A 23,208-nucleotide genomic window follows, 5' to 3' on the forward strand; every position below is an offset into this window, starting at 1 on the left:
TCCTTTTACTTTATAACTAATTGATTTACAACCATAAAGGTACTAAAAATTATTGAGATTACCAACTTTTATAAAGACTTTCTTATCCCGAACTCAGGTTGATATTGGTGGAAAAGGAATCGGATATATGTAAAGTATATATCATTCCAAAGAGGAATGAACAGTAAACGCAATAAAAAAAAGAGCCTCCCCTTAAGGAAAGCTCTGATTGTCTAAAACTTAATAATATATGAGATTGTCATCCCATAAGTTCTAAAGGAACTCCGTATTACTCACCAAGGCTGATAGCCTCAGATGGGCAAACAGAAGCACATGTACCGCACTCTGTGCATGCATCTGCGTCGATAGAATACTTGTCGCCCTCAGAGATAGCACCTACTGGGCACTCGTCAATACATGTACCGCATGCGATACAATCGTCACCAATTACGTAAGCCATAATAATTTATATTTTAAAGTTAATAATGTTCTTGTACTGTTTTTCTCGTACGATGCAAAGTTAGATATTTTATTTTAAATACCTAATATTTGGTACGGTTTTTTTTGCTTTCGAGTAAAAAATATCAGTTTCGACGTTCCTCAACTCCTGTTTCACATATTATTAAGTATATAATGAACCAGGGCGATAATCATTTATGGGTATTGCAAAGAAGAAGGGAGAAATCAGGAAATGAAAAAATCAGTAAGGAACAGGATTATGGCATATAAAGTAATTTTAAGCCATAACCAAACATTGATGCCTCCCGAAATGCAATAAGACGCCAAATTCTACGTTATCAGTAAATAAAAACGATAACCGATGAAGACAATTACAAGACATATACTGATTCTGTTCGCCTTGCTGATGGGCTGCACGGCTATGAAAGCGCAAGACACACAGGTGCAGAATCGACCGTATACCGATTTGCGACCGTTCCACTTCGGTGTGATGGTGGGAACACACCTGCAGGATCTGGAGTTCGTGGGCATGGGACCGCAGACGATAACGACAGACGACGGCACGGTGGAGAAGATAATCACCACCGACCAGGACAAGTGGGACGCCGGATTCACAGTAGGTGTGCTCGGTGAGCTGCGCCTTGGCACACACTTCGCCTTCCGCCTCGCTCCGGCAATGTATTTCGGAACAAGGAACATCAAATTCATGAACCTGACGGACAAGACCGGCGAAGGAAAGAACGTGATGCAGAACCAGGAGCTGAAGACCATCTATATCTCTTCTGCCATGGACCTCATCTTCAGCGCACCACGCTTCAACAACCACCGCCCTTATCTCATGGCGGGAGTGAACCCTATGCTGAACCTCTCAGGCAGCGACAGCGACTATATCAAGCTGAAACGCTACGACGTGTTTCTGGAAGTGGGACTGGGCTGCGATCTCTACCTGCCCTTCTTCAAGCTGCGACCTGAACTGAAATTCTGCTACGGACTGACCAACTGTCTCGACACCGACCACCCGAAACGGTTCAAAGACCCGAGCATGGCAGACCGCTTCATGTATGCAAATTCAGTGAAAGAATGCCGGAGCAAAATCATCGCCCTGACATTCTACTTTGAATAAACGGAAACGAACAAATATCATGAACAGACTTCCCTTTGTGATTACCAGACATGACAAGGCAATCACAAAGGGAAGTTCAGTTATATGCAATCATCAATAAACTCCAAGCGGACCGACGTCATCACAATACCGTCTAAATGCAATCATGATATTGCAAAAAGAGACAAAAGTGACATTAATCAAAGAGAAAACAGAAAAAAAAGTAATTCAGAAGTTCAACTTATTTGATATTTTCATATATTTGCAACCATAAACCCAAATCAGTCTTCAGGGCTTGCTTGGGTTTTGATTTTTTAAGCAGTCAAACTTAAATATCAAATATTTATGAACAACATTCCATTAGTTTTCTGGCTGATTCCCGTAGCAAGCATCGTGGCATTGGGAATGGCATGGTATTTCTTCCGCACCATGATGAAAGAGGAAGAGGGAACCGACCGTATGAAGGAGATTGCAGCACACGTGAGAAAGGGTGCGATGGCATATCTCAAACAGCAATACAAGGTGGTGGGCATAGTATTCATAGTGCTTGCCATAATATTCTCATTCATGGCATACGTGCTCGAAGTGCAGAACCCATGGGTGCCGTTCGCATTCCTTACCGGCGGACTGTTCTCCGGACTCTCCGGATTCTTCGGCATGAAGACCGCCACATACGCCTCTGCACGCACAGCCAACGGAGCACGCACAGGACTGGACAAGGGACTGAAGACTGCATTCCGCAGCGGCGCCGTGATGGGACTCGTAGTCGTGGGCCTCGGACTCCTCGACATCGCCATCTGGTTTCTGGTCCTCAACGCTGTATATGCCGATGAGAAGACTGCCCTGATAACCATTACCACCACAATGCTCACATTCGGAATGGGAGCCTCAACACAGGCGCTCTTCGCACGTGTGGGCGGCGGAATTTACACCAAGGCAGCCGACGTGGGAGCCGACCTCGTGGGAAAAGTGGAAGCCAACATACCGGAGGATGACCCCCGCAACCCTGCCACCATCGCCGACAACGTGGGCGACAACGTGGGCGACGTGGCTGGAATGGGAGCCGACCTCTATGAGAGCTATTGCGGATCTATACTCTCCACTGCTGCTCTCGGCGCCACGGCATTCGCCATGAACGGCGACATGCAGCTGAAGGCTGTCATAGCTCCGATGATAATCGCGGCGATAGGCATCTTCCTCTCGCTGATTGGAATCTTCCTGGTGCGCACCAAAGAGGGCGCATCGATGAAAGACCTGCTTCATTCGCTCGGTCTCGGCACTAACGTCAGTGCCGTGCTCATCGCCATCGCCACATTCTTCATCCTCTATCTGCTGGGAATTGAAAACTGGCTCGGACTGTCGTTCTCGGTAATCAGCGGTCTGGCAGCGGGAGTAATCATCGGACAGGCTACAGAATATTACACATCACAGAGCTACAAGCCTACACAGAAAATTGCAGAGGCATCGCAGACAGGACCTGCCACGGTAATCATCAAGGGCATCGGCACGGGAATGATATCAACGATGGTGCCAGTGGTGACCATCTCCGTGGCTATCATGCTCAGCTACCTGTGTGCCAACGGTTTCGACATGTCGCTATCAGCCAAGAGTCTCAGCACCGGTCTCTATGGCATCGGCATCGCTGCCGTGGGAATGCTCTCCACACTCGGCATCACATTGGCTACCGATGCCTACGGCCCTATCGCCGACAATGCCGGCGGCAACGCCGAGATGAGCGGACTGGGCGAGGCTGTGCGTGAGCGCACCGACGCTCTCGACGCTCTCGGCAACACCACAGCGGCAACGGGAAAGGGATTCGCCATCGGTTCGGCGGCGCTAACGGCGCTTGCATTGCTTGCCTCCTATATAGAGGAGATAAAGATTGCCATGGTGAGAGCCTTCGAGGGCGGCAAGCAATATGTGGATGCGGCAGGAAACATCTTCGACCCTACAAACGCTTCTACGATAGACTTCATAAACTTCTTCCAGGTGAACCTCATCAACCCGAGAGTGCTCGTGGGAGCATTTCTCGGAGCCATGGCGGCATTCCTCTTCTGCGGACTCACGATGGGTGCCGTGGGACGTGCTGCAGAATCGATGGTACAGGAGGTGCGCCGACAGTTCCGCGAGATAAAGGGAATACTTGAAGGCAAGGCAACGCCAGACTACGGACGCTGCGTGGAGATAAGCACGAGGAGCGCACAGCGGGAGATGATAATCCCGTCGCTGCTCGCCATAGTGATACCGATAGTGGTAGGCTTGGTATTGGGAGTTGCCGGCGTGCTCGGATTGCTGACCGGCGGACTGGCAGCCGGTTTCACCCTCGCCGTGTTCATGTCGAATTCGGGCGGAGCATGGGACAATGCCAAGAAGATGATTGAGGAAGGACACTTCGGCGGCAAAGGCAGCGAGAACCACAAGTCCACCATCGTTGGCGACACCGTGGGCGACCCATTCAAAGACACTTCCGGTCCGTCGCTCAACATCCTCATCAAACTGATGTCGATGGTCAGCATCGTGATGGCAGGACTGACGATTGCCTTCCTGTAACGGCATCCCGACGACTCTTTCTGAATATCCTCCAATGCAAAAATAACATGCCCCGCCATGACAATCTCTATGTCACGGCGGGGCATGTCGTAAATATATAATTTAAGACGTAGATTTATCCTTCATGTCGTAAATCTATCCTTCATGTCGTAAAAGACAATCCTTTAGAGCTTTATCACTTCAAGATCGTCGGGAACGAACACGTTGCCAGAGAAATTCTCTTTCACCTCTTCGGTATAGCGTTCCTTACGATGAGCGAGGTCGGTGTCTTCAGTGTGATATACAATAAGATTCCTTACACCGGTCTTCTCTGCCATTGTTCCGGCATCAAGTGCGGTACTGTGGAATTTCTCGTATGGACGGAAGAGCTCCCTGTCGGCATACAGACAGAAAGCCTCACACATCATCCAGTCGGCACCGGCGGCATGTTGCAGCGTCTGCTCCGAACAAGGTTCGTCGCCCATACACACCAGTCTTTCGCCATTGCCGAAGCGCAGGGAGAATCCATATTGCGGTTCCTTCTTGGAGTGGATGTCGAAACATTTCACATCCATCGTGCCCACCTGGAATCCGTCTCCGTCGGCAAGGCGGTGGAACAATATCTCCGAACCGATGAGAGCGTTGTATTTCTTGTGCAGGGTCATTCCGCAGATGGCGGTTATCACATCCACCACCTTGCCGTTGCCATACACGTGGAGCACCCCGTCGTAGCGCTTTTCAAGCACATGCTGCATTATCACTCTCACCACCCATACCACTCCGAGCACGTGGTCGGTATGGGCATGTGTAACGAAGAGGTGATGGATATCATCGATGGCGACTCCAGCCTTGGGCAACTGTCCCAGGATACCGTTTCCGCCACCGGCATCAACCATCAGCCTGTCGCTCCCCGACTCCACCACGAAACAGGTGTTGTAGCAGCGAGTCACCGTGGCGCTACCCGTGCCGAGCATGATTATTCTGTTTTCTTTTTCCATATACTCTTTCCCGTTTGCCAGCCTGTTGCTGTCGTTGCCTGCAACCGAAACATTAATATCTCTTGTTGTTTCCATGTGTCTTCCTTCTTTCATCAGCATCACAAGACATCATGATGCTACAAATAAAAAAACTATGATACTACAAATACTTCGATACCGCAGGGCACAAAAAAAGGAGGTTCCGAAGACCTCCCTTTGTGTGATCCGCTTGGGGTTCGAACCCAAGACCCCAACATTAAAAGTGTTGTGCTCTACCAACTGAGCTAGCGGATCTCCGTATTTGCTTTATTATCAAAAGCGAGTGCAAAGGTATGATTTTTCTGTCAAACAACCAAATATTTTAATGATTTTTTTATTCTGACGCATTTTCTTGCTATATCGTTTGGAATATTTTTCCTTTTATTATACATTTGCAACTTCATACGGGAGAAACACAATGTTCTTACGAGAAAGACACAATATTCTTAGAAGGAAAATACGATGTTCTTGTGACAGGAATACAATATTTTCTTGCGGGAAACACACCATGATAAAACTATAAATTAAAATATGAGACATTTTCCTTTATTGGCAATCGCTGCCCTATGCGCATTGCCGACACAGGCGCAGGAAACTGCACCGAAACTGAAAATCGGAGCCGAGACAAAGGTGGGCTTCTACAACGACAGGGTTGGCGGCGAACTGAGGCATGACCACTCTGGATTCAAAGGCGACCAGCTGAACGTCTTCGTTGACGGACAAATCAACGAAAAGGTTTCTTTCGCCTTCAGACAGCGACTGAACAAGAAAATCGAAAGAAACGACATTTTCCAGGCAACAGACTGGATGTATGTAACCTATCAGGCGAACAAGAACTGGGGAGTTTCTGCCGGTAAGGAGATAGTATGGATAGGTGGATACGAATATGAGAAAGCTCCTATCGACATCTATACGGCATCTGAATTCTGGAACAACGTGACTTGCTTCAAATTCGGTGTGAACGGTGCCTACACCTCTAACAGTGGCAAAGACACCTTCTTCGCACAGTTCTGCGAGAGCTCTTTTGCCACCGCCGACAGACACGACATGTTTGCCTACAACCTCTATTGGACCGGCACTCACGGCATCTGGAGCACCACCTATTCTCTCAACATGATGGAATACGAACCGAGCAAATTCATTTCATACATAGCATTGGGCAACCGATTCAATATGGGACCGGTGACGCTGGAACTGGATTTGATGAACCGTGCTGCCAGCCATCAGACATATTTCTTCAAAGACTGCTCTGTGATGGCAAACCTGATATACGGCGTGATTCCCATGCTGAACATCTACGGCAAAGTGACCTACGACGTGAACAAGACTGACACCGATGCCGACAAATACGTGATGGCCGGCTCGGAGCTTACTACGGTGAGCGGTGGTCTGGAGTTCTTCCCTGTAAAGAACAAGAAGAACTTCAGAGTGAACCTCGGTGTGGCACACACCAGCGGAAAGAACACAAACCCTGACGGCACGATGCTCAACGACAGACTGACTATTCAGGCTGGCGTATCGGCAAAGCTTGACCTGTTCAAAATGGGTTATTGATAATGTCATGGCAACAGCGCATCTGTCAACAATGGCAGATGATGCAATGCCCGGACGACAAAAAACCAAGAAAACCTATTCAGAATAAATCCAATACCTAAGACATCAACAAAAAGGAATATGGAAAACAAAACCAAGAAAAGAAGTCTGCTGCCAAATGGCTGCTTGTGCGTCCTCATCGTAGTGGCGCTGTTCGGATATCTGGGCTATGTGATGGGAGTTCCCAACATGCTCAACACTATAATGAAGACCGCCCACGACCTGCTGATCAACACAGTGTTCTATCTCATGAGCATCTGCGTGATAACGGGAGCCTTGGGCAGGGTATTCGTGGAGTTCGGCGTGGTGAGCCTGCTTGAGAAGCTATTGCGCCCGCTGATGAAACCGGTGTTCAATCTCCCCGGTGTGTCATCGCTGGGAGCCGTGATGACGTTCCTCTCAGACAACCCCGCCATCATATCGCTTGCCAACGACAAGAGATTCGCCTCGTTCTTCAAGAAATACCAGTATATTTCCCTAACCAACTTTGGAACGGCATTCGGTATGGGTCTTCTGGTGATAGTGTTCATGGTGGGCAGCGGATTCTATGCTGCACCGTTCATCGGTCTCTTCGGAGCCTGCTGCGGATGTGTCTGCTCCACCCGTCTCATGCAGCGTTTCATACTGAAGGCTTTCCCTCAGTATGCCCATGAGAATGCCGTTGAAATAGAAGAGGAGGAAATGACTGCCGAAGAGAGCGACAAACCGAAGAAGTCTGTCTTCATCCGTCTGCTCGACGGTCTGCTCGACGGTGGACGAAGCGGAGTGGATGTGGGTATTGCCATCATCCCCGGTGTGCTCATCATCTCTACGTTCGTGATGATGTTCACCTTCGGCGAAGGTGCCAACGGATACGATGGTTCGGCATATCAGGGTGTGGAACTGCTTCCAGCCCTTGCCTATAAGATAAACTTCGTGTTTGAATGGCTCTTCGGATTCAACGATCCACATCTCGTGGCATTCCCTATCACCGCTCTCGGAGCTGTAGGCGCTGCATTGAGCCTGGTGCCAGGTTTCATTGAGCACGGATGGGTAGATGGCAACGCCATTGCGGTATTCACGGCAATCGGTATGTGCTGGAGCGGATTCTTGAGCACCCACACTGCGATGCTCGACTCTCTGGGCTATCGCGACTTGACTCCAAAGGCTATCATCGCCCACACCATCGGAGGTTTGGTGGCAGCCGTCTGCGCCCACCTGGTGTATATGGGATATACCTTGATATTCGCATGATAATCCCAAGATAATCGCAAGATGTCATAGCAACGACAAAACGGTCATTAGGATTTGCCTAATGACCGTTTTGTTTATTCTATCAGCCATTATGGCTTGAATAGATTTTTACGGGGTTATTGAACTTGAGTTATTGAGCTTGAGTTGAACTGCCAGGGGCATCCGTTACTTCCGGTGAGTCGGCGGTATGTTCTGCCGCCTTGTCTTTTGTGACATATCGCTGATAGTAGGCTATCAATATCGTTGTCAGCGGCAGGGCTATGATAAGTCCGATGAATCCGAGCAGCGTGCCCCACACAGAGAGGGCAAGAAGCAGGATGGCGGGATTCAGTCCCATCGCCTTTCCCATCACCTTCGGCGTCACCACCATGTCTATTATCACCTGCACGATGCAGAACACCGCCACGGCACTCGCCAGTATCACCCAGAAGTTCTGTCCTGTGTCGGCAGCCTTGAGCAATGCGAGGAATGCCGTTGGAATCAGGGCGAAGGTATGCAGATATGGCACGAGGTCCATGATGCCTATCAGTATTCCCAGACCGATAGCCATCGGGAAGTCGATTATCGTGAAACCTATGCAGAAGAGTATTCCCATTATCAGCGCCACGAGCGACTGTCCACGGATATAGCTGTTAAGCTCGCGCTCCACGTCTTTCATCAGCGACTGCCAGAACGGGCGCACCTTCTTGGGGAATATCTTTATCCAGCTCGATGAGAGGTACTCATAGTCGAGCAGGATGAAGAACATATAAAGTAGCGTTATCAGCGACGCCACGATGCTCAATATCACGTTTGCCGTCTGGCCGAGCACGCTGAAGAGTTTCGGCATCGCCGACTTGATGGCGTCTGACACGTCTTTGCGTTTGAACACCTGTTCTATCGCCTGTCTGTTGTCATGCAACCACTGCTGCACCACAGCCTGGAAACTCTCGCCGTTGGTACCCTGCTTGACATATTGCATCACGATGTCGCCGAGTTTCTCAAACTGGTCTATCATCGGCGGAATGATGAGATAGAACACTCCACCGATGACGGCAAGCACGAACACCAGCGCCACGATAATGGACAGGGCTCGGGTGGGCACATGCAGTTTATACTGCACGAACTTCACTATCGGATACATCAGATATGCCAGCAGCCAAGCCACGAAGAATGGCAGGAGCACGCTGCTCAGGAAATTCATCGTATATAACACGCCGCCCACAAGAAGCACGATACCGAGTATTCGCACAAAGCGGTCGAAAGTAATCTCTTTCTCCAACATAAGCTTTTATACTTTTTTTTATTATTACAAGTCACACCATTGTTTTATATCCGGCGAGCTACACCTTAATTTATGCAACTGGCCCGACACCACCATGCGTCCTGCCCAAAATCAGCGTCCCTGCAGCTCGTTGTCATTCACGATGCGCTGGTAACACTCCCTGCAAAGCGGTTCATATTCCATCTGCTCGCCCAGGAGCACACGCTTATCGTTTGCCACGAGCCGATGGCTGATATATGCCAACGCTCCGCATTTCACACAGATGGCATGCACCTTGGTCACCTCGTCGGCAATGGCACAAAGGGCGGGCATCGGACCGAAAGGCTTGCCCTGGAAGTCCATGTCGAGCCCTGCCACGATGACTCTCACACCACGGTTGGCAAGGTCGTTGCACACGTCCACCACTCCATCGTCGAGAAACTGTGCCTCGTCGATACCCACCACATCGATGTCCGACGAGAGCAAGGCGATGGTAGACGATGAGTCTATCGGTGTGCTCGGTATCGAATGCTGGTCATGGCTCACCACATCCACATCGGAATAGCGGGTGTCGAGCGACGGCTTGAAAATCTCCACTTTCTGCTTGGCAAACTTAGCCCTTTTCATTCTCCTTATCAGCTCCTCTGTCTTTCCGGAAAACATAGAGCCGCACACCACTTCTATCCTTCCGGGACGGTGTGTCTCCCCTGCTAAATTATTGTTCATTTGAGCACAAAAGTACAAAGACGTTTTAAAAATTGCAAAGAAACTATCAGTTTTTTTGCTCCTCCTGATTAATATCCTTATATTTGTGGCTCATATGGGAACATTGTATATCGTGCCGACGCCTGTCGGCAATATGGAGGACATGACGCTTCGCGCCATCCGCATCCTGAAGGAGGCCGACCTGGTGCTTGCCGAGGATACCCGCACATCGGGCATCCTGCTGAAGCATTTTGAGATAAAGAACCAGCTTATGGCACACCACAAGTTCAACGAACACGGCACATCTGCCGGCATCGTGGAGCGGTTGAAGGGTGGACAGACTGTGGCCCTCATCAGCGACGCCGGCACTCCCGGCATCAGCGACCCTGGCTTCTATCTCGCCAGAGAGGCTGTGGCTGCCGGCATCACGGTGCAGTGTCTGCCTGGCGCAACGGCATTCGTGCCGGCGATAGTGGCATCGGGACTTCCCTGCGACCGTTTCTGCTTCGAGGGTTTCCTGCCTCAGAAGAAGGGACGCGCCACTCGTCTGGAGAGCCTCACCGAGGAGTCGCGCACGATGATTTTCTATGAGTCGCCATACCGTGTGGTGAAGACGCTCAAGCAGTTTGCCGAATATTTCGGCGGTGACCGACAGGTGAGCGCCTGCCGCGAGATTTCAAAGATACACGAAGAGAGCGTCAGAGGCACCCTCGACGAGGTGATAGCACATTTCGAGGAGATTCCGCCGAAGGGCGAATTCGTAATCGTGCTCGCCGGAAGGCCGGAGGAGAAGAAGGACAAGAAGGAGAACAGGCAGAAGAAGGAAAGGAGAGGCAACCGACCTGCCCCTGCCGAAGACGAAGAACAAGGAGAATAAAAGGTAACCCCAATATAACTTTAGAAAAAGTTAAACAACAAGAAAAGTAAAAGAACGGAAAATAAGATACTCATGAAAAAGATTCTATTTATCGTGTTCTGCCTGGCGACGATAGTTGCCTGCAAGAACGAGAAGGCAACGGGCGAACTGTCTAACATAGTACAGAACGACTCACTTCAGAAAATCATCGCCCAGCGCGACCAGGAGATAAACGACATGGTGGGAATGCTCAACGACGTGGAAGAGGGATTCCGCGCCATCAACAAGGCTGAAGAGCGTGTCACCATAGCCAAAGAGGGCGAGGGACAGAACAAGCAGGAGCAGATAAAAGAAAACATCCAGTTCATACAGCAGCGCATGCAGCAGAACCGCGAGCTCATCGCCAAACTGCAGCAGCAGATGAGAGAGAGCTCTTTCAAGAGTAGCGAACTGAAACGCACCGTTGACAATCTCATAAAGCAGATGGAGGAAAAGGACGAACAGCTGAAGCAGCTGCGTGCCGAACTTGCCGCCAAAGACATACACATCGCCGAGCTTGACCAGACCATCAGCGACCTGAACACGAACATGAGCGATCTCAAGACGGAGAGCGAACAGAAGACCCAGACCATCAATTCGCAGGACAAGCAGCTCAACACGGCATGGTTTGCCTTCGGTACGAAGAAGGAACTCAAGGCGCAGAACATCCTCGTGAAGGGCAAGGTGCTGCAGGGCAACTTCAACAAGAGCTACTTCACCAAGATAGATATCCGCGTGGAGAAGGAAATCAAACTGTATTCCAAATCGGCAAAAATCCTCACCATGCACCCATCGAGCAGCTACTCGCTCACCACAGATGCCAAAGACCAGTATGTTTTGCGCATCACGAACCCTGACATCTTCTGGAGCACAAGCAAGTATCTCGTAATCCAGGTGAAATAATACTGACTGCCCACAACGGGACAACAGACTGAAAAAAATACCGGCAAGAGGTTGGACCTGCGGACTCCGCGGTTCTACCTCTTGTCTTTTTTATATAATACTGGCAAAAGCGGAACTCGGAACGGCAAAAGTTCTCAAACGGCCTTTTACATAAACACTTCTGCCCGCCAATCATAAACTGAAAATACAATGTGTATAAGCGTTGATGCACTCTGATTTAACCACGAAAATCAAAGAAACCTTTACCGCCGCTGCAATATTTGTTAATCAATCGTTGTTAACGAATATTAAAAGAAAAACTTAAAGTAAAAACTGCACGACATAAAGCTAAATCGCTAAAAATCAGTGGCTAAGAAATTTTCACAACATTGCAACCCCTTGAAGGCATGGGCTTGAAAAGATGTAAAAGGCATTGTGAAGTCGCTTTTTTTTATTATCTTTGTACCGCAAACTAATTAAAATGGCTGCCGAAAGTCAACAGGGAGAAGGATAATGTCGTTTATTGTCATCCCGATTCCAAGCCCGGCAGGCCAGAACCTAATGCGCTTAATGAACCATCGTCACACCCAAGAGTGAACCCACATGAAACATGTATGGGTATAGTTTCTTTTTGTGCCTGCCAGGAAACAGGCAAGATGACGGCGCATAAAAAAACGAAAACGGAATATGAACATTAAAAAAAGCATCAAGATCGCTCTCGCAGCATTGTTCGTGGCTGTCACACCGACATTCGCACAGCTGCCAGACAACGATAACGACCAGACAGACGAAATCGACAACTATGACTTCCTGTATTCGGAAGACGGCAATGTGGACAACTACGACGTTGCTTCAATGGAGAACCTCATGGACGAGGCATTCTCGCTCATCGGCACACGCTATCGCTCAGGAGCATCGGGTCCCGGCGGCTTCGACTGCTCGGGATTCACAAGCTATCTCTACAAGCAGATGGGAATAGACCTCAACCGTTCTTCTCGCGGACAATACACCCAGGGCGAGGCTGTGGCAAGCAGCAATCTGCAGACCGGCGACCTCGTGTTCTTCACCAGTCCCCGTTCCGGCAAGGGTATCGGCCACGTGGGAATCGTGGTTGACTACGACCCGATGAACGGCAACTTCAGTTTCATCCACGCCAGCATAAAGGGCGTGAAGGTGAGCCAGAGCACAGAGCCTTACTACTCTCGCCGCTATGTGGGCGCAAGAAGGATTACTCAATAACACACGTATACTATAAAAATCTCTTATGAAAGCATTAGCTTCATTGATGATAATTGCAGGGATATCCATCGCCTGCACTTCAACGGGCACCGAGCGCAAAGGCTCTGTGCCCGTTGGCGTTTCCGACACTATAGCAGCCAAGGCTCCTGCCGACAAGGGAAAGCAGGCACCTGCGGCAAGTATGACATCTGACAGAAGAGCCAAGGGCGGCACACTGAACCTTGCCTTCGTGGGCGACATAATGCCGGGCACTACATTCCCCGACAGCCGTCTGCCGGAGAAAGACGGTGCCACGCTCTTCAAGGATGTGGACAGCATCCTGACAGCTGCCGACGTGGCGGCAGGAAATATGGAGGGCGCCCTCGCCGATGAGGGGGAGACGACGAAGAAGGGTGGCAAATTCAGCTACTCCTTCCGTGTGCCAACCCGCTACGGCAAACTGATTGCCGATGCCGGTTTCGACTTCATGAGCATGGCGAACAACCATGCCTTCGATTTCGGTCTCGACGGCGTGAAATCCACCGAGGCCACTCTCCATTCCAACGGCATAGCATATTCGGGCATCGGCGGAAGAAAGGAAAGTGCGATAGTGGAACGCAACGGCATCAGATACGGATTCTGCGCCTTCGGCCACAACTCTTACACACTGAAGCATGCCGACCAGGAGAACGTGAAGAGGATTATCGGCAATCTCAGAGAGAAAGCCGACATCGTGATAGTGTCGTTCCACGGCGGAGCGGAGGGCACGGCACACAAACACTTGCCACAGGGCAAGGAGATGTTCCTCGGAGAGAACCGCGGCGACCTGAGAAACTTCGCCCACTTCTGCATAGACAACGGTGCTGACGTGGTGTATGGCCACGGACCGCATGTGGTGAGGGCTGTGGAACTATACAAGAATCATTTCATAGCATACAGTCTCGGCAATTTCTGCACTCCATACGGCGTGAACATCAGCGGCATATCGGGTTATGCTCCGGTGCTGCAGCTCACCGTCAACGCAGCCGACGGCACTTTCGTCGGCGGAAAGATAAACTCTTTCATCCAGCAACGCGGCAAGGGTCCGCGTCGCGACCCTCTGAACCTTGTGGCGAAAGAGATACGGAGTCTGACGAATGCTGACTTCAGCAATCCGAAGCTCACTATTGCCAACGACGGCACGATAAGCAAAAGATAATACTAATTAATGGCATTTCGGTTGGAAATGCCATTTTATATTTTTATCTTTGCAATGATAAGATATGCTGCACCTCAGCATAAGACAAAGAAGACACAAAAATATATAAGTATGAACAAACAGTTATCAATTACATTTGTCGCGGCGGCTACGATGCTTTCTGCCTCTTGCGTCTCCCATTATGAGATGCAGAACGTGGACAGGAGCCGAATCCTGATCGACAGCAGATACGACAAGGCTGATGCCAAGTCGGAAGCCTTCATAGCTCCATTCAGAGCTCAAGTGGACAGCGTGATGGGGCCGGTGGTAGGCAAGACGGCAAAGGCTCTTGAGAGCTACCAGCCGGAGAGTCCGTTGTCTAACCTCCTTTCCGACATACTGCTCTGGAGCGGAAAGGACTTCGGCGAGAAGCCAGACTTCGCAGTATACAACGTTGGCGGAATACGTGCGGCTTTCCCAAAAGGAAACATCACGTATGGCGATGTGCTCGATGTGGCACCGTTTGAAAACAAGCTCTGCTTCTGTTCGCTGACCGGCGAGAAGGTGACGGAACTCTTCCAGCAGATGGCTGGATGGGGCGGCCAGGGCGTGAGTCAAGGTGTGGCGGCAGTAATGGACAAGGACCTGCATCTGCTGAGCCTGAAGATAAACGGCGAGGAGGTGGACCCTAAACGTGTATACCGCATCGCCACTCTCGACTATGTGGCTGAGGGCAACGACAGGATGGTAGCTTTCAAGAGCAAGACCGACGTGAAGAATCCTGGCGGCAAAAAGAACAACGTGCGCGACCTCATCATCAGATATTTCAAGGAAGCCTCGGCAAAGGGCATCGTAATCGACGCCAATGTAGAGGGAAGATTCGTAAGAAACAAATAACCACGACACTATGAACTACAAGAAGATATTCCTTATCGCCTTGATGTGCGCCACGATCAGTTGCGCATCGGCGAAGATAAAGAAGCTGGTGATTCTCCACACCAACGACACCCACAGTTGTGTAATGCCTCTGAAGACCACTCTTAAAGACACTCTCGTGGCAGGACGCGGCGGATTCCTGCGCCGTCTGGAGATGGTGAAGGAGCAAAGGGCTGCCAATCCGCAGCTGCTGCTGTTCGACAGCGGTGACTTTTCACAGGGTTCGCCATACTATTCCATGTTCCGCGGCAACGTGGAGATTGGTCTCATGAACATGATGGGCTATGATGCCGCTACCATCGGAAACCACGAATTCGACTTCGGCATCGAAAACATGGCACGCATCTTCAAGATGGCGGAATTCCCCATCGTATGTGCCAACTATGACTTCAGCGGCACTTGTCTGGAGGGCATCGTGAAGCCTTACACCATCATAAAGAGAGGCGGAATGAAAATCGGAGTGTTCGGCCTGGCGCCGGAACTCGACGGACTGGTGTCGGCAAAGAACTGTCCGGGAGTGAAATACCTCGACCCTGTGGAGAAGGCGCAGCAGACTGCCGACTATCTGAAGCTGAAGGAGAAATGCGACATCGTGATATGTCTCTCGCATCTGGGATGGAACGAAGACGCCATGAACGACAAGGTGATGATGGCAAAGACACGCAACATCGACCTCGTGCTCGGCGGACACTCTCACTCCATGTTCAAAGAGCTGAAATATGCCAAGAACCTCGACGGCAAGAGCATCGGCAACGACCAGAACGGCAAGAGCGGCATCTACGTGGGCAAACTGGTCATCGACATGAAGAAGAAATGACAAGTCTGTAAACTTGTGAAACGGCAATAATTTATTTACACATGAAGAACACCATCACCACTATCGCCGTTGCCCTCATAACATGTATGACGGCAACGGCACAACGCACTCCAAAACACGAATTCGACTTTGAGAAGGTGACTGTGGGAGGAGAGAAGAAAGAGATAAACTGGAAGAACCTTTACAGATTCTTCGACTCATGGCAGCCGGGCACCCCACCCTGCGGTCTGTCAAGAATCGACGACGAGTTCTTCATCTCGCGCCAGCGTCCGCTCAAGCGCATCACCGACGGCGACTACCAGGTGAGAAACGATGTGGAGGCTGAGCGCAGGATGTTCCTGTGGACACCGCTCGACGACCCTACGACGAAATGGAAGGCTCTGCCCCGCTACTGTTTTGAGGGCGACAACTTCTCTATGTGGCAGTATATCGACACCCACGGCAACTGGTCGGCACCATGGCTGAGAGTGTCGGCTGGCATCAGCGATGCGGCGGCTAAGAATGGTGTCACGGTGGGATGCGTGCTCTCGGTGCCTTGGGATGCCGAAGTAGGCGACACCGTGAAGGCGGACTATTCGCAGACGCTGATGAAACTGGCGGAGAGAAACACCGACGGTTCGTTCAGAAACTCGCTGAAACTTGCCCGTCTGATGAAATACTACGGCATCAACGCCCTGGGAGTGAACTCGGAATTCAATACCGACAAGGCAACGATGATGCGGCTGCAGGATTTCTTCATCGACGTCCACCGCAAGGCGAAGGACATTGGATGGACATTCGAACTGCAATGGTATGACGTGACCGACGACAATGGAGAACTGTCGCTCGACTGCGGACTCGGCGAACAGAACAAGAGGATGTTCGGCACGAAAGACAGCATCGCCACAGACCGCCTTTTTGCCAACTACAACTGGACGGACGACATTCTTAAGGCGTCGGCAAAATACGCTCGGTCGCTGGGCAGAAGTCCTTACGACTATTATGCAGGATTAGACATTCAGGGACGTGCCTGGAACAACAAGCATTGGCAGGACCTCATGAACAACGACATATCGGTGGGCGTATGGGGAGCACACTCACAGAACCTGCTTCACCAGAGCGCTACCGACGACGGCACGGCTGACGTCATCATCCAGAAGGCGTATCTGCTGAAACAGGAACTGTCGTTCTCCGGCGGCTACCGCAACCCTGCCCTGCTGCCGGAGGTACGTACAGACTGCTCACTGTCTAACGCTGACCTCAGGACCTTCCACGGACTTGCCCGTCTGCTGACGGCAAAGTCAACGATACAGCAGGTGCCGTTTGTCACCCGTTTCAATCTGGGCAACGGACTGCACTACTACAAGGACGGAAAGGTGGCTTTCGACTCCAAATGGTATAACCTCAACACCCAGGACTACCTGCCGACATGGCGCTTCTGGATAACCGACGAGGATGACCGGACTACGGCAGAGAACATCGGCTCGTTTGTAAATGCCGAACTGTCGTGGGACGACAGCTACACCGGCGGTTCGTGTCTACAGCTGCATGGAGCGACGAAGTTCTCACGCATAAAACTCTTCAAGACAAAGCTGCTGACGGAGCCTTCCTACGAACTGTCGCTGACATACAAGATGCCGAAAGGCAGGGACACACACGCCAGACTCTTCGTGGCGCTCAAAGGCAACACGTCGGAATACAAGGAGATAGCACTGCCTGCAGCAAAAAGGGAGAACACATGGACCACATTCAAGACGCCTCTGAAAAAGCTGGGACTGAAAGCCGGCGACGAGGTAGCCATGATGGGCATCGTGGTGGAAGGCACGGGCGACGACTATGTGATGAACATCGGCGAGATGGCTGTCCGCAACCCCAGACAGCGGTTCAACACCGTGAAGCCATGGATAAAGGAAATAGAGGTAATGCGGGGATGGAACCACACCGTGGACTTCAAGATGCGCTATGCCTCCAAGGAGGAAAAGGGCGACGAGAAGACATACAACGACGAGGTGGGCACCTGGTATTACGAGATATACTTCCAGCAGAAAGGCAGACCGCAGCAGCTGCTCACCGCCACGGAATCATGGGCGGCATACGTGATCGGCGCTCCACTGGCTGAAGGCTGCAAGAGGGAATGCCGATTCGGTGTGCGTGCCGTGTCGCCGGACGGACAGCAGGGCTCTGACATAGCATGGAGCGACTACAGGGTGATCGAATACAACGCCCTGAACAGCACACCGGCCATCGACCGCGAAAGGATAAAGCCGGGAGAGGCGTTCACCATATATTATAAGGACAACATGATGCCGCCGGCAAAGGAATGGAGAATCATCGACGCTCTGACGGACAAGGTGATAGCGAAGGCGGAGAACTCCACTTCCATCACCACGAGTATAGACAAGGATGGAATCTACGACTTGATGACTATCAACGGCGACGGATCGCAGACGATGACACGAGGACTGGTGAAGGTGTCGCCTCTCTCCTCCACATCGAAGGCACTCAAGCTCAACGACCCGTATATGCTGACAATTCCTGCCGAGGCATTGCCTGGACTGGAATATTCGGTAGCCCTATGGGTGAAGGCTGACGACTGGACGCACGACAAGCAGGGAACAAACATCGTGTCGAAGAATTCAATAGCCGACAAATGGCCGTTCAACAACTGGGGCGACCTGTGGGTGCAGGTTTGTCCGCCATGGACCGACGAGAAGAGCGGCAAGAACCATCCTGCCAACGAAATTATGTATCGCACGATGGGCTGCGGCGGCGACATCGAAGGCCACGGCGACATGACGACAGACGGATACAGCATCCCGGCAGGCGTGTGGACACATATCATGGTGACGCAAGACAAGGAGAAGGTGCAGAGGGTGTATATAAACGGAAGGCTCGTGGCAGGTCCGCTACAGATGCCGGAATCGACACGTCGCGAACTGATGCCTGCCGACAACAAGAGGATTGACCACAACGCCGTGGCTGACATCCGCATCGGCGGAAGCGGTGTATATAAGGCAGGCCTCAACGGTGCCATCGACGATGTGCAGATATGGAACAGGGCGCTGACCGCCGAGGAGGTGTTGCGATGCATGAGGGGGTTCACCGACAAAGAGGTGCCGGAGGGCCTTTCTGCCTACTTCACTTTCGAGGAGACCGACGCCGACGGTGTATTCCCTAACCACGGCAAGACTCCTGGCTGTCAGGCTCGCATCATGAGGATGGCCGACTCTGGAGGCGAATACACAGGTAAGGCGAAATATGTGGACCGCAACGGCGAAACGCACATAAAGAGTCAAGCCTCAACAAGCGACCGTCCGCTGTAAAAATCAACTTAACCCCAAACAGTCTAATGACCGTTTGGGGTTTAATAGTATGCTCGGCATGAGCATTGTCTAACGGGTGCAAGTCCCGAGTAAGCCCTAATAGCGGGAATTACATAGCCAAAGGCAAGGGTGTCCATCGTGAGTTGGAATCTGAAAGAAGCCGGCGGCAAACATCTGACCTAACGAACAGAAACTTCATATAAGGCATGTGACCGTGGGTAAGGTTGCCGAACAAACCAAAGCCCTATAGCTATTCGGAACGGTTGGTGTAAATGAAGTGGGTATAAGATGGAAAGATAATGCCCTTATCCGAGGAGGTCTCACGGACGCATGGTGAAGATGATGTATTCGATGTACCATGACGGAGTAAAGCTTATCGTGAGAAGTCAGCAGAGGTCATAGTACCCAAGGCACGGGTTGCCTAAAGGGAAGGACTGAATCGTGCAGTACAATAGTAAATGACTGCTACCTTGAGAGTCTTTTGTAGTCAGATGTCCGAAAAGGAACTCTCTATTCACACGATAGGACGGAATCCAACAATAGAATAGAAGTGACGTATCTTGAAGGGATGACTGAAAACAACTTGCCACACACAGCAAGGTGTAAAAGCACGAAACCGCCGTATGCCGAACGGCACGTACGGTGCCGCGTGGGAGGTCGGTAAATGTGAAAGTAGGAGGTAAATGCCTTTTATGAATAACATTTACCTCCTACCCAATTATTGGTCGAAAGCTTTTAGCGGACAGCAATAATATTTTATACTTCATTTATTTTCAATATATCAATATATTTTATACCTTTGTCTCCGTATTCTTAAACATTACATAATGTGATGTTTCAAGCCCCACGCCGAAACAGGCAGGAAACAACTCTGCAAGTGGAGGGATTGGGCAACAATAGAATACTAAATTTAAATATAAAGGCGTTTACTTGACGCTTGTTTTTGGCACTTCGGAACTTCGCAAACTCCCAAAAGTATTGTCAAGGACATAGCAACGGTAGATGCTCTCGGGATGTGTTTATTCGCATCCCCTTTTACGGATATGGCATATTGTGATTTCACATTAGGCTAAATATCTGTGTTGGGGATAGTGTATACTCATATCGGCGTGGGCTTCGAAGTTGTTCGTTCTACAATACTGGGCAATGCGAAGGCCTCGAAGCGCAGGACGAACGACGGGTAAAGTTCCCACGCTTTTCGCATTTATAAGGTCTACCGAATTTGGGATACTATAGGTAGCGCAGTATGAAGAACTATGGTTAGATTTTACAAATTCAGCTATAACACGACAGATATTATTGCAGCTATAGTCATTGCAGTCTTGATTCTGTGTGCCATATTGGGCTATGTCTTCATTACTTCCTTAAATAATTGGGATGGTAGTTGCTACGGTTCTTTTATATCTGAAGTTGCAGCTATCGCCAATGCAATTCTCTTATATCTTACATTAAGGCGACAAGGTCGGAGTTTTAAACAAGAACGCTTTGAAACAACTTTTTTCAATTTACTTAGCAATCACGAAAAGGTAGTTGAAAGATTGTTCATTGAAAAGAACAATGAGAATGACAACGGATTTACAAAGAACAGACAAATTTTTGATTATATATTACAAGAATCCAAATTAATTAAGATTGCTTTATCATCAGAAAAATATCTTGGACAGGATACTGATATTGAAGATAAAGGAATATTATATTGGGAAGACATGCTGTATCAGACTAATATAAATGAAAAACGAGAATTATGCAAAAAGCATATAGAGGCATTGAAAACAGACATTACAATAAAATTCTACAATGCAAAATTCCATATAGCCGAAAAGCTTTACAATAAGTATAATTCATTAACAGATCAAACGACTAAAGACCTATTCTGTAACAAAATTGTATTTAAATATTATGAGCCATACATGATAAATTATCTACATAGTATAAAGGAAATATTAAAGTATACAAATGATTACATATACAGGAAGAAGTCAATATCAAGATATATGAATATTTTCATTACAAGCATGTCTTATAAAGAATTGTTTTTTATCCAAAACTATGCCAAATACAATAAAAGATTTGGAAAATGTATTGAAACATGCAAGTTAGATAAAATCATAGAAGCAGAATTAAGTAATAAATAAACATTAAACAAACATGAAAAATCTATTTATCATTTTTGCATTTCTTGCAGTAGTCTGCAATATGCAAGCACAAGAAAAAGTCATGACTATTGACAACCAAACTCCCGGTTGGCTGTCAAGCAAAATGACCTATGAACAACAAGTTAATGTTGAAGACCTTACAATTACGGGGTATGTTAATGAAACTGACATGAAATTTGTTTGTGGACTTATCGAAAACAGAAAACTTACAAGCTTAAATCTATATGATGTTAACCTTACGTGTGACAAAGGAGACAACTTAATTTGGAACGGCTTTATTCGTTTCTCTAATTTATACTTACACAATCACATGAAGAAATTGGTAACACCAAGGAAAATAGAAGGAAGAGTTAATTCTAGTACAGCTATACTTATCTCGTCCGCAGAAGGATATTCTATTGATAGTCTCTACATTGCCAATGCTAACGTAACAGATTTAGTGTGTGCTGAGCCTAAAGTTACAGTATTTATGGACGACGTTGAAAATGTTGAAAATGAAGCCATTAATTTAGGCAGTAGAATGCCTGTTTCAATTAAGCTATCTGATTCTATAAAAAAAATGGGGTCTATTTATTGCGCAAAACCAATTTTAAATATTCCATTCACACTTCCAAAGAACCTTGTTTCTGCAGGGCGAAGCTCAGATTCTTGGCTAAATTCTGCTGAAAATTTCATTGTGCCAATAAACGAAAAGAGATTTGACTTTCCAAGCAAGTTAAAAGAATATTACAGTGATAGATACGTTGGTCCTCATACTTACCAATCTGACACAATAACAATCGGCAAAGATTGTGAGCATTTGGACATAATACTAAAAGCTAAAATAGCATATTTCAAATCTCAAAAGCCACCATACATACAGCAAAATAATTTAAAAGCAGATGTTGTATACGTTCCCAAAGGATGCATTGAAACATACAAGACGAACAAGACATTTCAATTTTCCAATATAAAAGAAGCAAACGAAGTTTCATCAATTTCCTTGAATTCAAATGAACTATCACTATTTGTTGGAGAAGGAAAACAATTAGCTGCGAAATTACAGCCATCAGACGCATTCGACAAAAAGATAATATGGAGCAGCGATGACTACAATATAGTCAATGTTAACGACAATGGCATGATTACTGCGCTAAAAAATGGTGAGACTACAATTAGAGCTAGATCACATGATGGAGATTTTGAAGCAGTATGTAATGTGGTAGTAAATCGACCTATGCTTAATATCACGCCAACGAATCTGAATATCAATGTCGGTGAAACGATATTGCTTTCATATACAATATCTCCGAACACAGCAAAAGTCAAAGATGTAAAGTGGGTATCAGAAGACGAAACAATTGTAAAATTTGTGAAAGAGGGCGTTATTACTGCTGTGGGAACAGGAATAACAAATATAAAAATTGTAGATAAAGATGGTTATGTGTTGTCCAATTTAATTTCTGTAACAGTTAATCAGCCTGTCACAGGAATAGAACTGAGCGAAAATGAAATCAAATTATCCAAAATTGGTTCGTCCGTGCAGCTTTATGCCAAGATTACACCGGATGATGCGACAAACAAGAACGTTAACTGGTCTAGCAGTAATGAAAATATTTGCAGAGTTTCACAAACAGGTCTTGTTACAGCAACAGGATATGGTACATCCGTAATATTTGCAACGACAGAAGAGAAAGGATACATGGCTTCATGTGTTGTGACTGTAGAAAACATAGACGGTATCAACAATCCGACAATAGGTACACCTTATTATATAAAGGACAATAGTCTATTTGTAAAAGAACAATACAACACAGACTATACAGTTGTCTCAGTCGACGGAAAGCTTATACACAAAGGTACAGAACAAAAAATCACATTAAAATCTGGTATCTATATCCTTTATATAAACGGAAAGAGATACAAAATAAATATTTAGATTATATAATCGAGTAGGAAGAAAACTGCTTCGTTTTCCTCCTACTCG

The 23,208-nt window shown here is 48.4% G+C and carries 17 protein-coding genes and 1 tRNA gene; 13 read left to right on the top strand and 5 right to left on the bottom strand.

The features are described 5' to 3' along the window. Nucleotides 1-268: 268 nt before the first annotated feature. Nucleotides 269-439, bottom strand: coding sequence for a DUF362 domain-containing protein (locus ST42_RS13545; protein ID WP_022316305.1), 171 nt, complete (start codon nt 437-439; stop codon nt 269-271). Between the two features lie 360 nt (nt 440-799). Between ST42_RS13545 and porT the strand changes: the two genes are divergently transcribed. Both porT and ST42_RS07220 read left to right on the top strand, forming a co-directional pair. Then, nucleotides 800-1,561 (top strand): type IX secretion/gliding motility protein PorT/SprT, encoded by a 762-nt coding sequence (porT, locus tag ST42_RS07215; protein WP_082026279.1) that lies wholly within the window; start codon nt 800-802, stop codon nt 1,559-1,561. A gap of 324 nt (nt 1,562-1,885) precedes the next feature. Beyond that, nucleotides 1,886-4,090, top strand: a complete 2,205-nt coding sequence (locus ST42_RS07220) for a sodium-translocating pyrophosphatase (RefSeq protein ID WP_022316303.1) — start codon at nt 1,886-1,888, stop codon at nt 4,088-4,090. A 164-nt stretch (nt 4,091-4,254) separates the two neighbouring features. Here the strand turns inward: ST42_RS07220 and ST42_RS07225 are convergent, their stop codons facing one another. After that, nucleotides 4,255-5,067: an MBL fold metallo-hydrolase gene (locus tag ST42_RS07225; protein WP_044073108.1), complete on the bottom strand. Its 813-nt coding sequence runs from the start codon at nt 5,065-5,067 to the stop codon at nt 4,255-4,257. Nucleotides 5,068-5,267: 200 nt separating this feature from the next. Continuing rightward, nucleotides 5,268-5,340: transfer RNA gene (locus tag ST42_RS07230), tRNA-Lys, on the bottom strand. Between the two features lie 276 nt (nt 5,341-5,616). On the opposite strand from ST42_RS07230, the gene ST42_RS07235 reads away from it, so the two are divergent. Together ST42_RS07235 and ST42_RS07240 are read left to right on the top strand one after the other, a co-directional pair. After that, entirely contained in the window at nt 5,617-6,639 is a 1,023-nt protein-coding gene (locus ST42_RS07235; RefSeq protein WP_044073014.1) for a porin, read from the top strand. A gap of 120 nt (nt 6,640-6,759) precedes the next feature. Continuing rightward, nucleotides 6,760-7,911, top strand: a complete 1,152-nt coding sequence (locus ST42_RS07240) for a CD0519/CD1768 family membrane protein (RefSeq protein ID WP_044073015.1) — start codon at nt 6,760-6,762, stop codon at nt 7,909-7,911. A 130-nt stretch (nt 7,912-8,041) separates the two neighbouring features. On the opposite strand, the gene ST42_RS07245 is transcribed toward ST42_RS07240, so the two are convergent. Together ST42_RS07245 and ST42_RS07250 are read right to left on the bottom strand one after the other, a co-directional pair. After that, nucleotides 8,042-9,175 carry an AI-2E family transporter gene (locus ST42_RS07245; protein WP_044065739.1) on the bottom strand — a complete coding sequence of 378 codons (1,134 nt, stop codon included), beginning with the start codon at nt 9,173-9,175 and terminating at the stop codon, nt 8,042-8,044. Nucleotides 9,176-9,286: 111 nt separating this feature from the next. Then, on the bottom strand, nt 9,287-9,880 hold the full coding sequence (locus ST42_RS07250; RefSeq protein ID WP_042520147.1) for a thymidine kinase: 594 nt from the start codon (nt 9,878-9,880) through the stop codon (nt 9,287-9,289). Nucleotides 9,881-9,974: 94 nt separating this feature from the next. On the opposite strand from ST42_RS07250, the gene rsmI reads away from it, so the two are divergent. The 9 genes from rsmI (at nt 9,975) to ST42_RS07295 (ending at nt 23,160) form a co-directional block, all read left to right on the top strand. Continuing rightward, complete coding sequence (rsmI, locus tag ST42_RS07255; RefSeq protein ID WP_044065766.1) at nt 9,975-10,736, top strand: 16S rRNA (cytidine(1402)-2'-O)-methyltransferase; 762 nt, start codon at nt 9,975-9,977, stop codon at nt 10,734-10,736. A 72-nt stretch (nt 10,737-10,808) separates the two neighbouring features. Continuing rightward, nucleotides 10,809-11,657 (top strand): Cbp1 family collagen-binding glycoprotein adhesin, encoded by an 849-nt coding sequence (locus ST42_RS07260; RefSeq protein WP_022316296.1) that lies wholly within the window; start codon nt 10,809-10,811, stop codon nt 11,655-11,657. A gap of 666 nt (nt 11,658-12,323) precedes the next feature. After that, complete coding sequence (locus tag ST42_RS07265; RefSeq protein WP_052485322.1) at nt 12,324-12,875, top strand: C40 family peptidase; 552 nt, start codon at nt 12,324-12,326, stop codon at nt 12,873-12,875. Between the two features lie 25 nt (nt 12,876-12,900). Further along, nucleotides 12,901-14,052: a CapA family protein gene (locus ST42_RS07270; RefSeq protein WP_082028612.1), complete on the top strand. Its 1,152-nt coding sequence runs from the start codon at nt 12,901-12,903 to the stop codon at nt 14,050-14,052. A gap of 111 nt (nt 14,053-14,163) precedes the next feature. Beyond that, entirely contained in the window at nt 14,164-14,928 is a 765-nt protein-coding gene (locus ST42_RS07275) for a 5'-nucleotidase C-terminal domain-containing protein (RefSeq protein WP_044065763.1), read from the top strand. A gap of 43 nt (nt 14,929-14,971) precedes the next feature. Next, nucleotides 14,972-15,784, top strand: coding sequence for a bifunctional metallophosphatase/5'-nucleotidase (locus ST42_RS07280; protein ID WP_044065762.1), 813 nt, complete (start codon nt 14,972-14,974; stop codon nt 15,782-15,784). Nucleotides 15,785-15,825: 41 nt separating this feature from the next. Next, entirely contained in the window at nt 15,826-19,086 is a 3,261-nt protein-coding gene (locus ST42_RS07285; protein ID WP_052488272.1) for an endo-beta-N-acetylglucosaminidase, read from the top strand. Nucleotides 19,087-20,342: 1,256 nt separating this feature from the next. Next, entirely contained in the window at nt 20,343-21,221 is an 879-nt protein-coding gene (locus ST42_RS07290; protein WP_044073018.1) for a hypothetical protein, read from the top strand. 13 nt (nt 21,222-21,234) lie between these two features. Beyond that, on the top strand, nt 21,235-23,160 hold the full coding sequence (locus tag ST42_RS07295; RefSeq protein WP_082028613.1) for an Ig-like domain-containing protein: 1,926 nt from the start codon (nt 21,235-21,237) through the stop codon (nt 23,158-23,160). The last annotated feature ends 48 nt before the right edge of the window (nt 23,161-23,208 follow it).

This window comes from Prevotella pectinovora, from assembly GCF_000834015.1.
In the GTDB taxonomy this organism is placed as follows: Bacteria; Bacteroidota; Bacteroidia; order Bacteroidales; family Bacteroidaceae; genus Prevotella; species Prevotella pectinovora.

What these genes read in the sequence shown, in the direction of transcription:
- ST42_RS07240 (WP_044073015.1), top strand. Translation starts at nt 6,760, where the DNA reads ATGGAAAACAAAACCAAGAAAAGAAGTCTGCTGCCAAATGGCTGCTTG.
- ST42_RS07285 (WP_052488272.1), top strand. Translation starts at nt 15,826, where the DNA reads ATGAAGAACACCATCACCACTATCGCCGTTGCCCTCATAACATGTATG.
- ST42_RS07265 (WP_052485322.1), top strand. Translation starts at nt 12,324, where the DNA reads ATGAACATTAAAAAAAGCATCAAGATCGCTCTCGCAGCATTGTTCGTG.
- ST42_RS07220 (WP_022316303.1), top strand. Translation starts at nt 1,886, where the DNA reads ATGAACAACATTCCATTAGTTTTCTGGCTGATTCCCGTAGCAAGCATC.
- ST42_RS07245 (WP_044065739.1), bottom strand. Translation starts at nt 9,175, where the DNA reads ATGTTGGAGAAAGAGATTACTTTCGACCGCTTTGTGCGAATACTCGGT.
- ST42_RS07250 (WP_042520147.1), bottom strand. Translation starts at nt 9,880, where the DNA reads ATGAACAATAATTTAGCAGGGGAGACACACCGTCCCGGAAGGATAGAA.
- rsmI (WP_044065766.1), top strand. Translation starts at nt 9,975, where the DNA reads ATGGGAACATTGTATATCGTGCCGACGCCTGTCGGCAATATGGAGGAC.
- ST42_RS07235 (WP_044073014.1), top strand. Translation starts at nt 5,617, where the DNA reads ATGAGACATTTTCCTTTATTGGCAATCGCTGCCCTATGCGCATTGCCG.
- ST42_RS07260 (WP_022316296.1), top strand. Translation starts at nt 10,809, where the DNA reads ATGAAAAAGATTCTATTTATCGTGTTCTGCCTGGCGACGATAGTTGCC.
- ST42_RS07270 (WP_082028612.1), top strand. Translation starts at nt 12,901, where the DNA reads ATGAAAGCATTAGCTTCATTGATGATAATTGCAGGGATATCCATCGCC.
- porT (WP_082026279.1), top strand. Translation starts at nt 800, where the DNA reads ATGAAGACAATTACAAGACATATACTGATTCTGTTCGCCTTGCTGATG.
- ST42_RS07290 (WP_044073018.1), top strand. Translation starts at nt 20,343, where the DNA reads ATGGTTAGATTTTACAAATTCAGCTATAACACGACAGATATTATTGCA.
- ST42_RS07275 (WP_044065763.1), top strand. Translation starts at nt 14,164, where the DNA reads ATGAACAAACAGTTATCAATTACATTTGTCGCGGCGGCTACGATGCTT.
- ST42_RS07280 (WP_044065762.1), top strand. Translation starts at nt 14,972, where the DNA reads ATGTGCGCCACGATCAGTTGCGCATCGGCGAAGATAAAGAAGCTGGTG.
- ST42_RS07295 (WP_082028613.1), top strand. Translation starts at nt 21,235, where the DNA reads ATGAAAAATCTATTTATCATTTTTGCATTTCTTGCAGTAGTCTGCAAT.
- ST42_RS13545 (WP_022316305.1), bottom strand. Translation starts at nt 439, where the DNA reads ATGGCTTACGTAATTGGTGACGATTGTATCGCATGCGGTACATGTATT.
- ST42_RS07225 (WP_044073108.1), bottom strand. Translation starts at nt 5,067, where the DNA reads ATGGAAAAAGAAAACAGAATAATCATGCTCGGCACGGGTAGCGCCACG.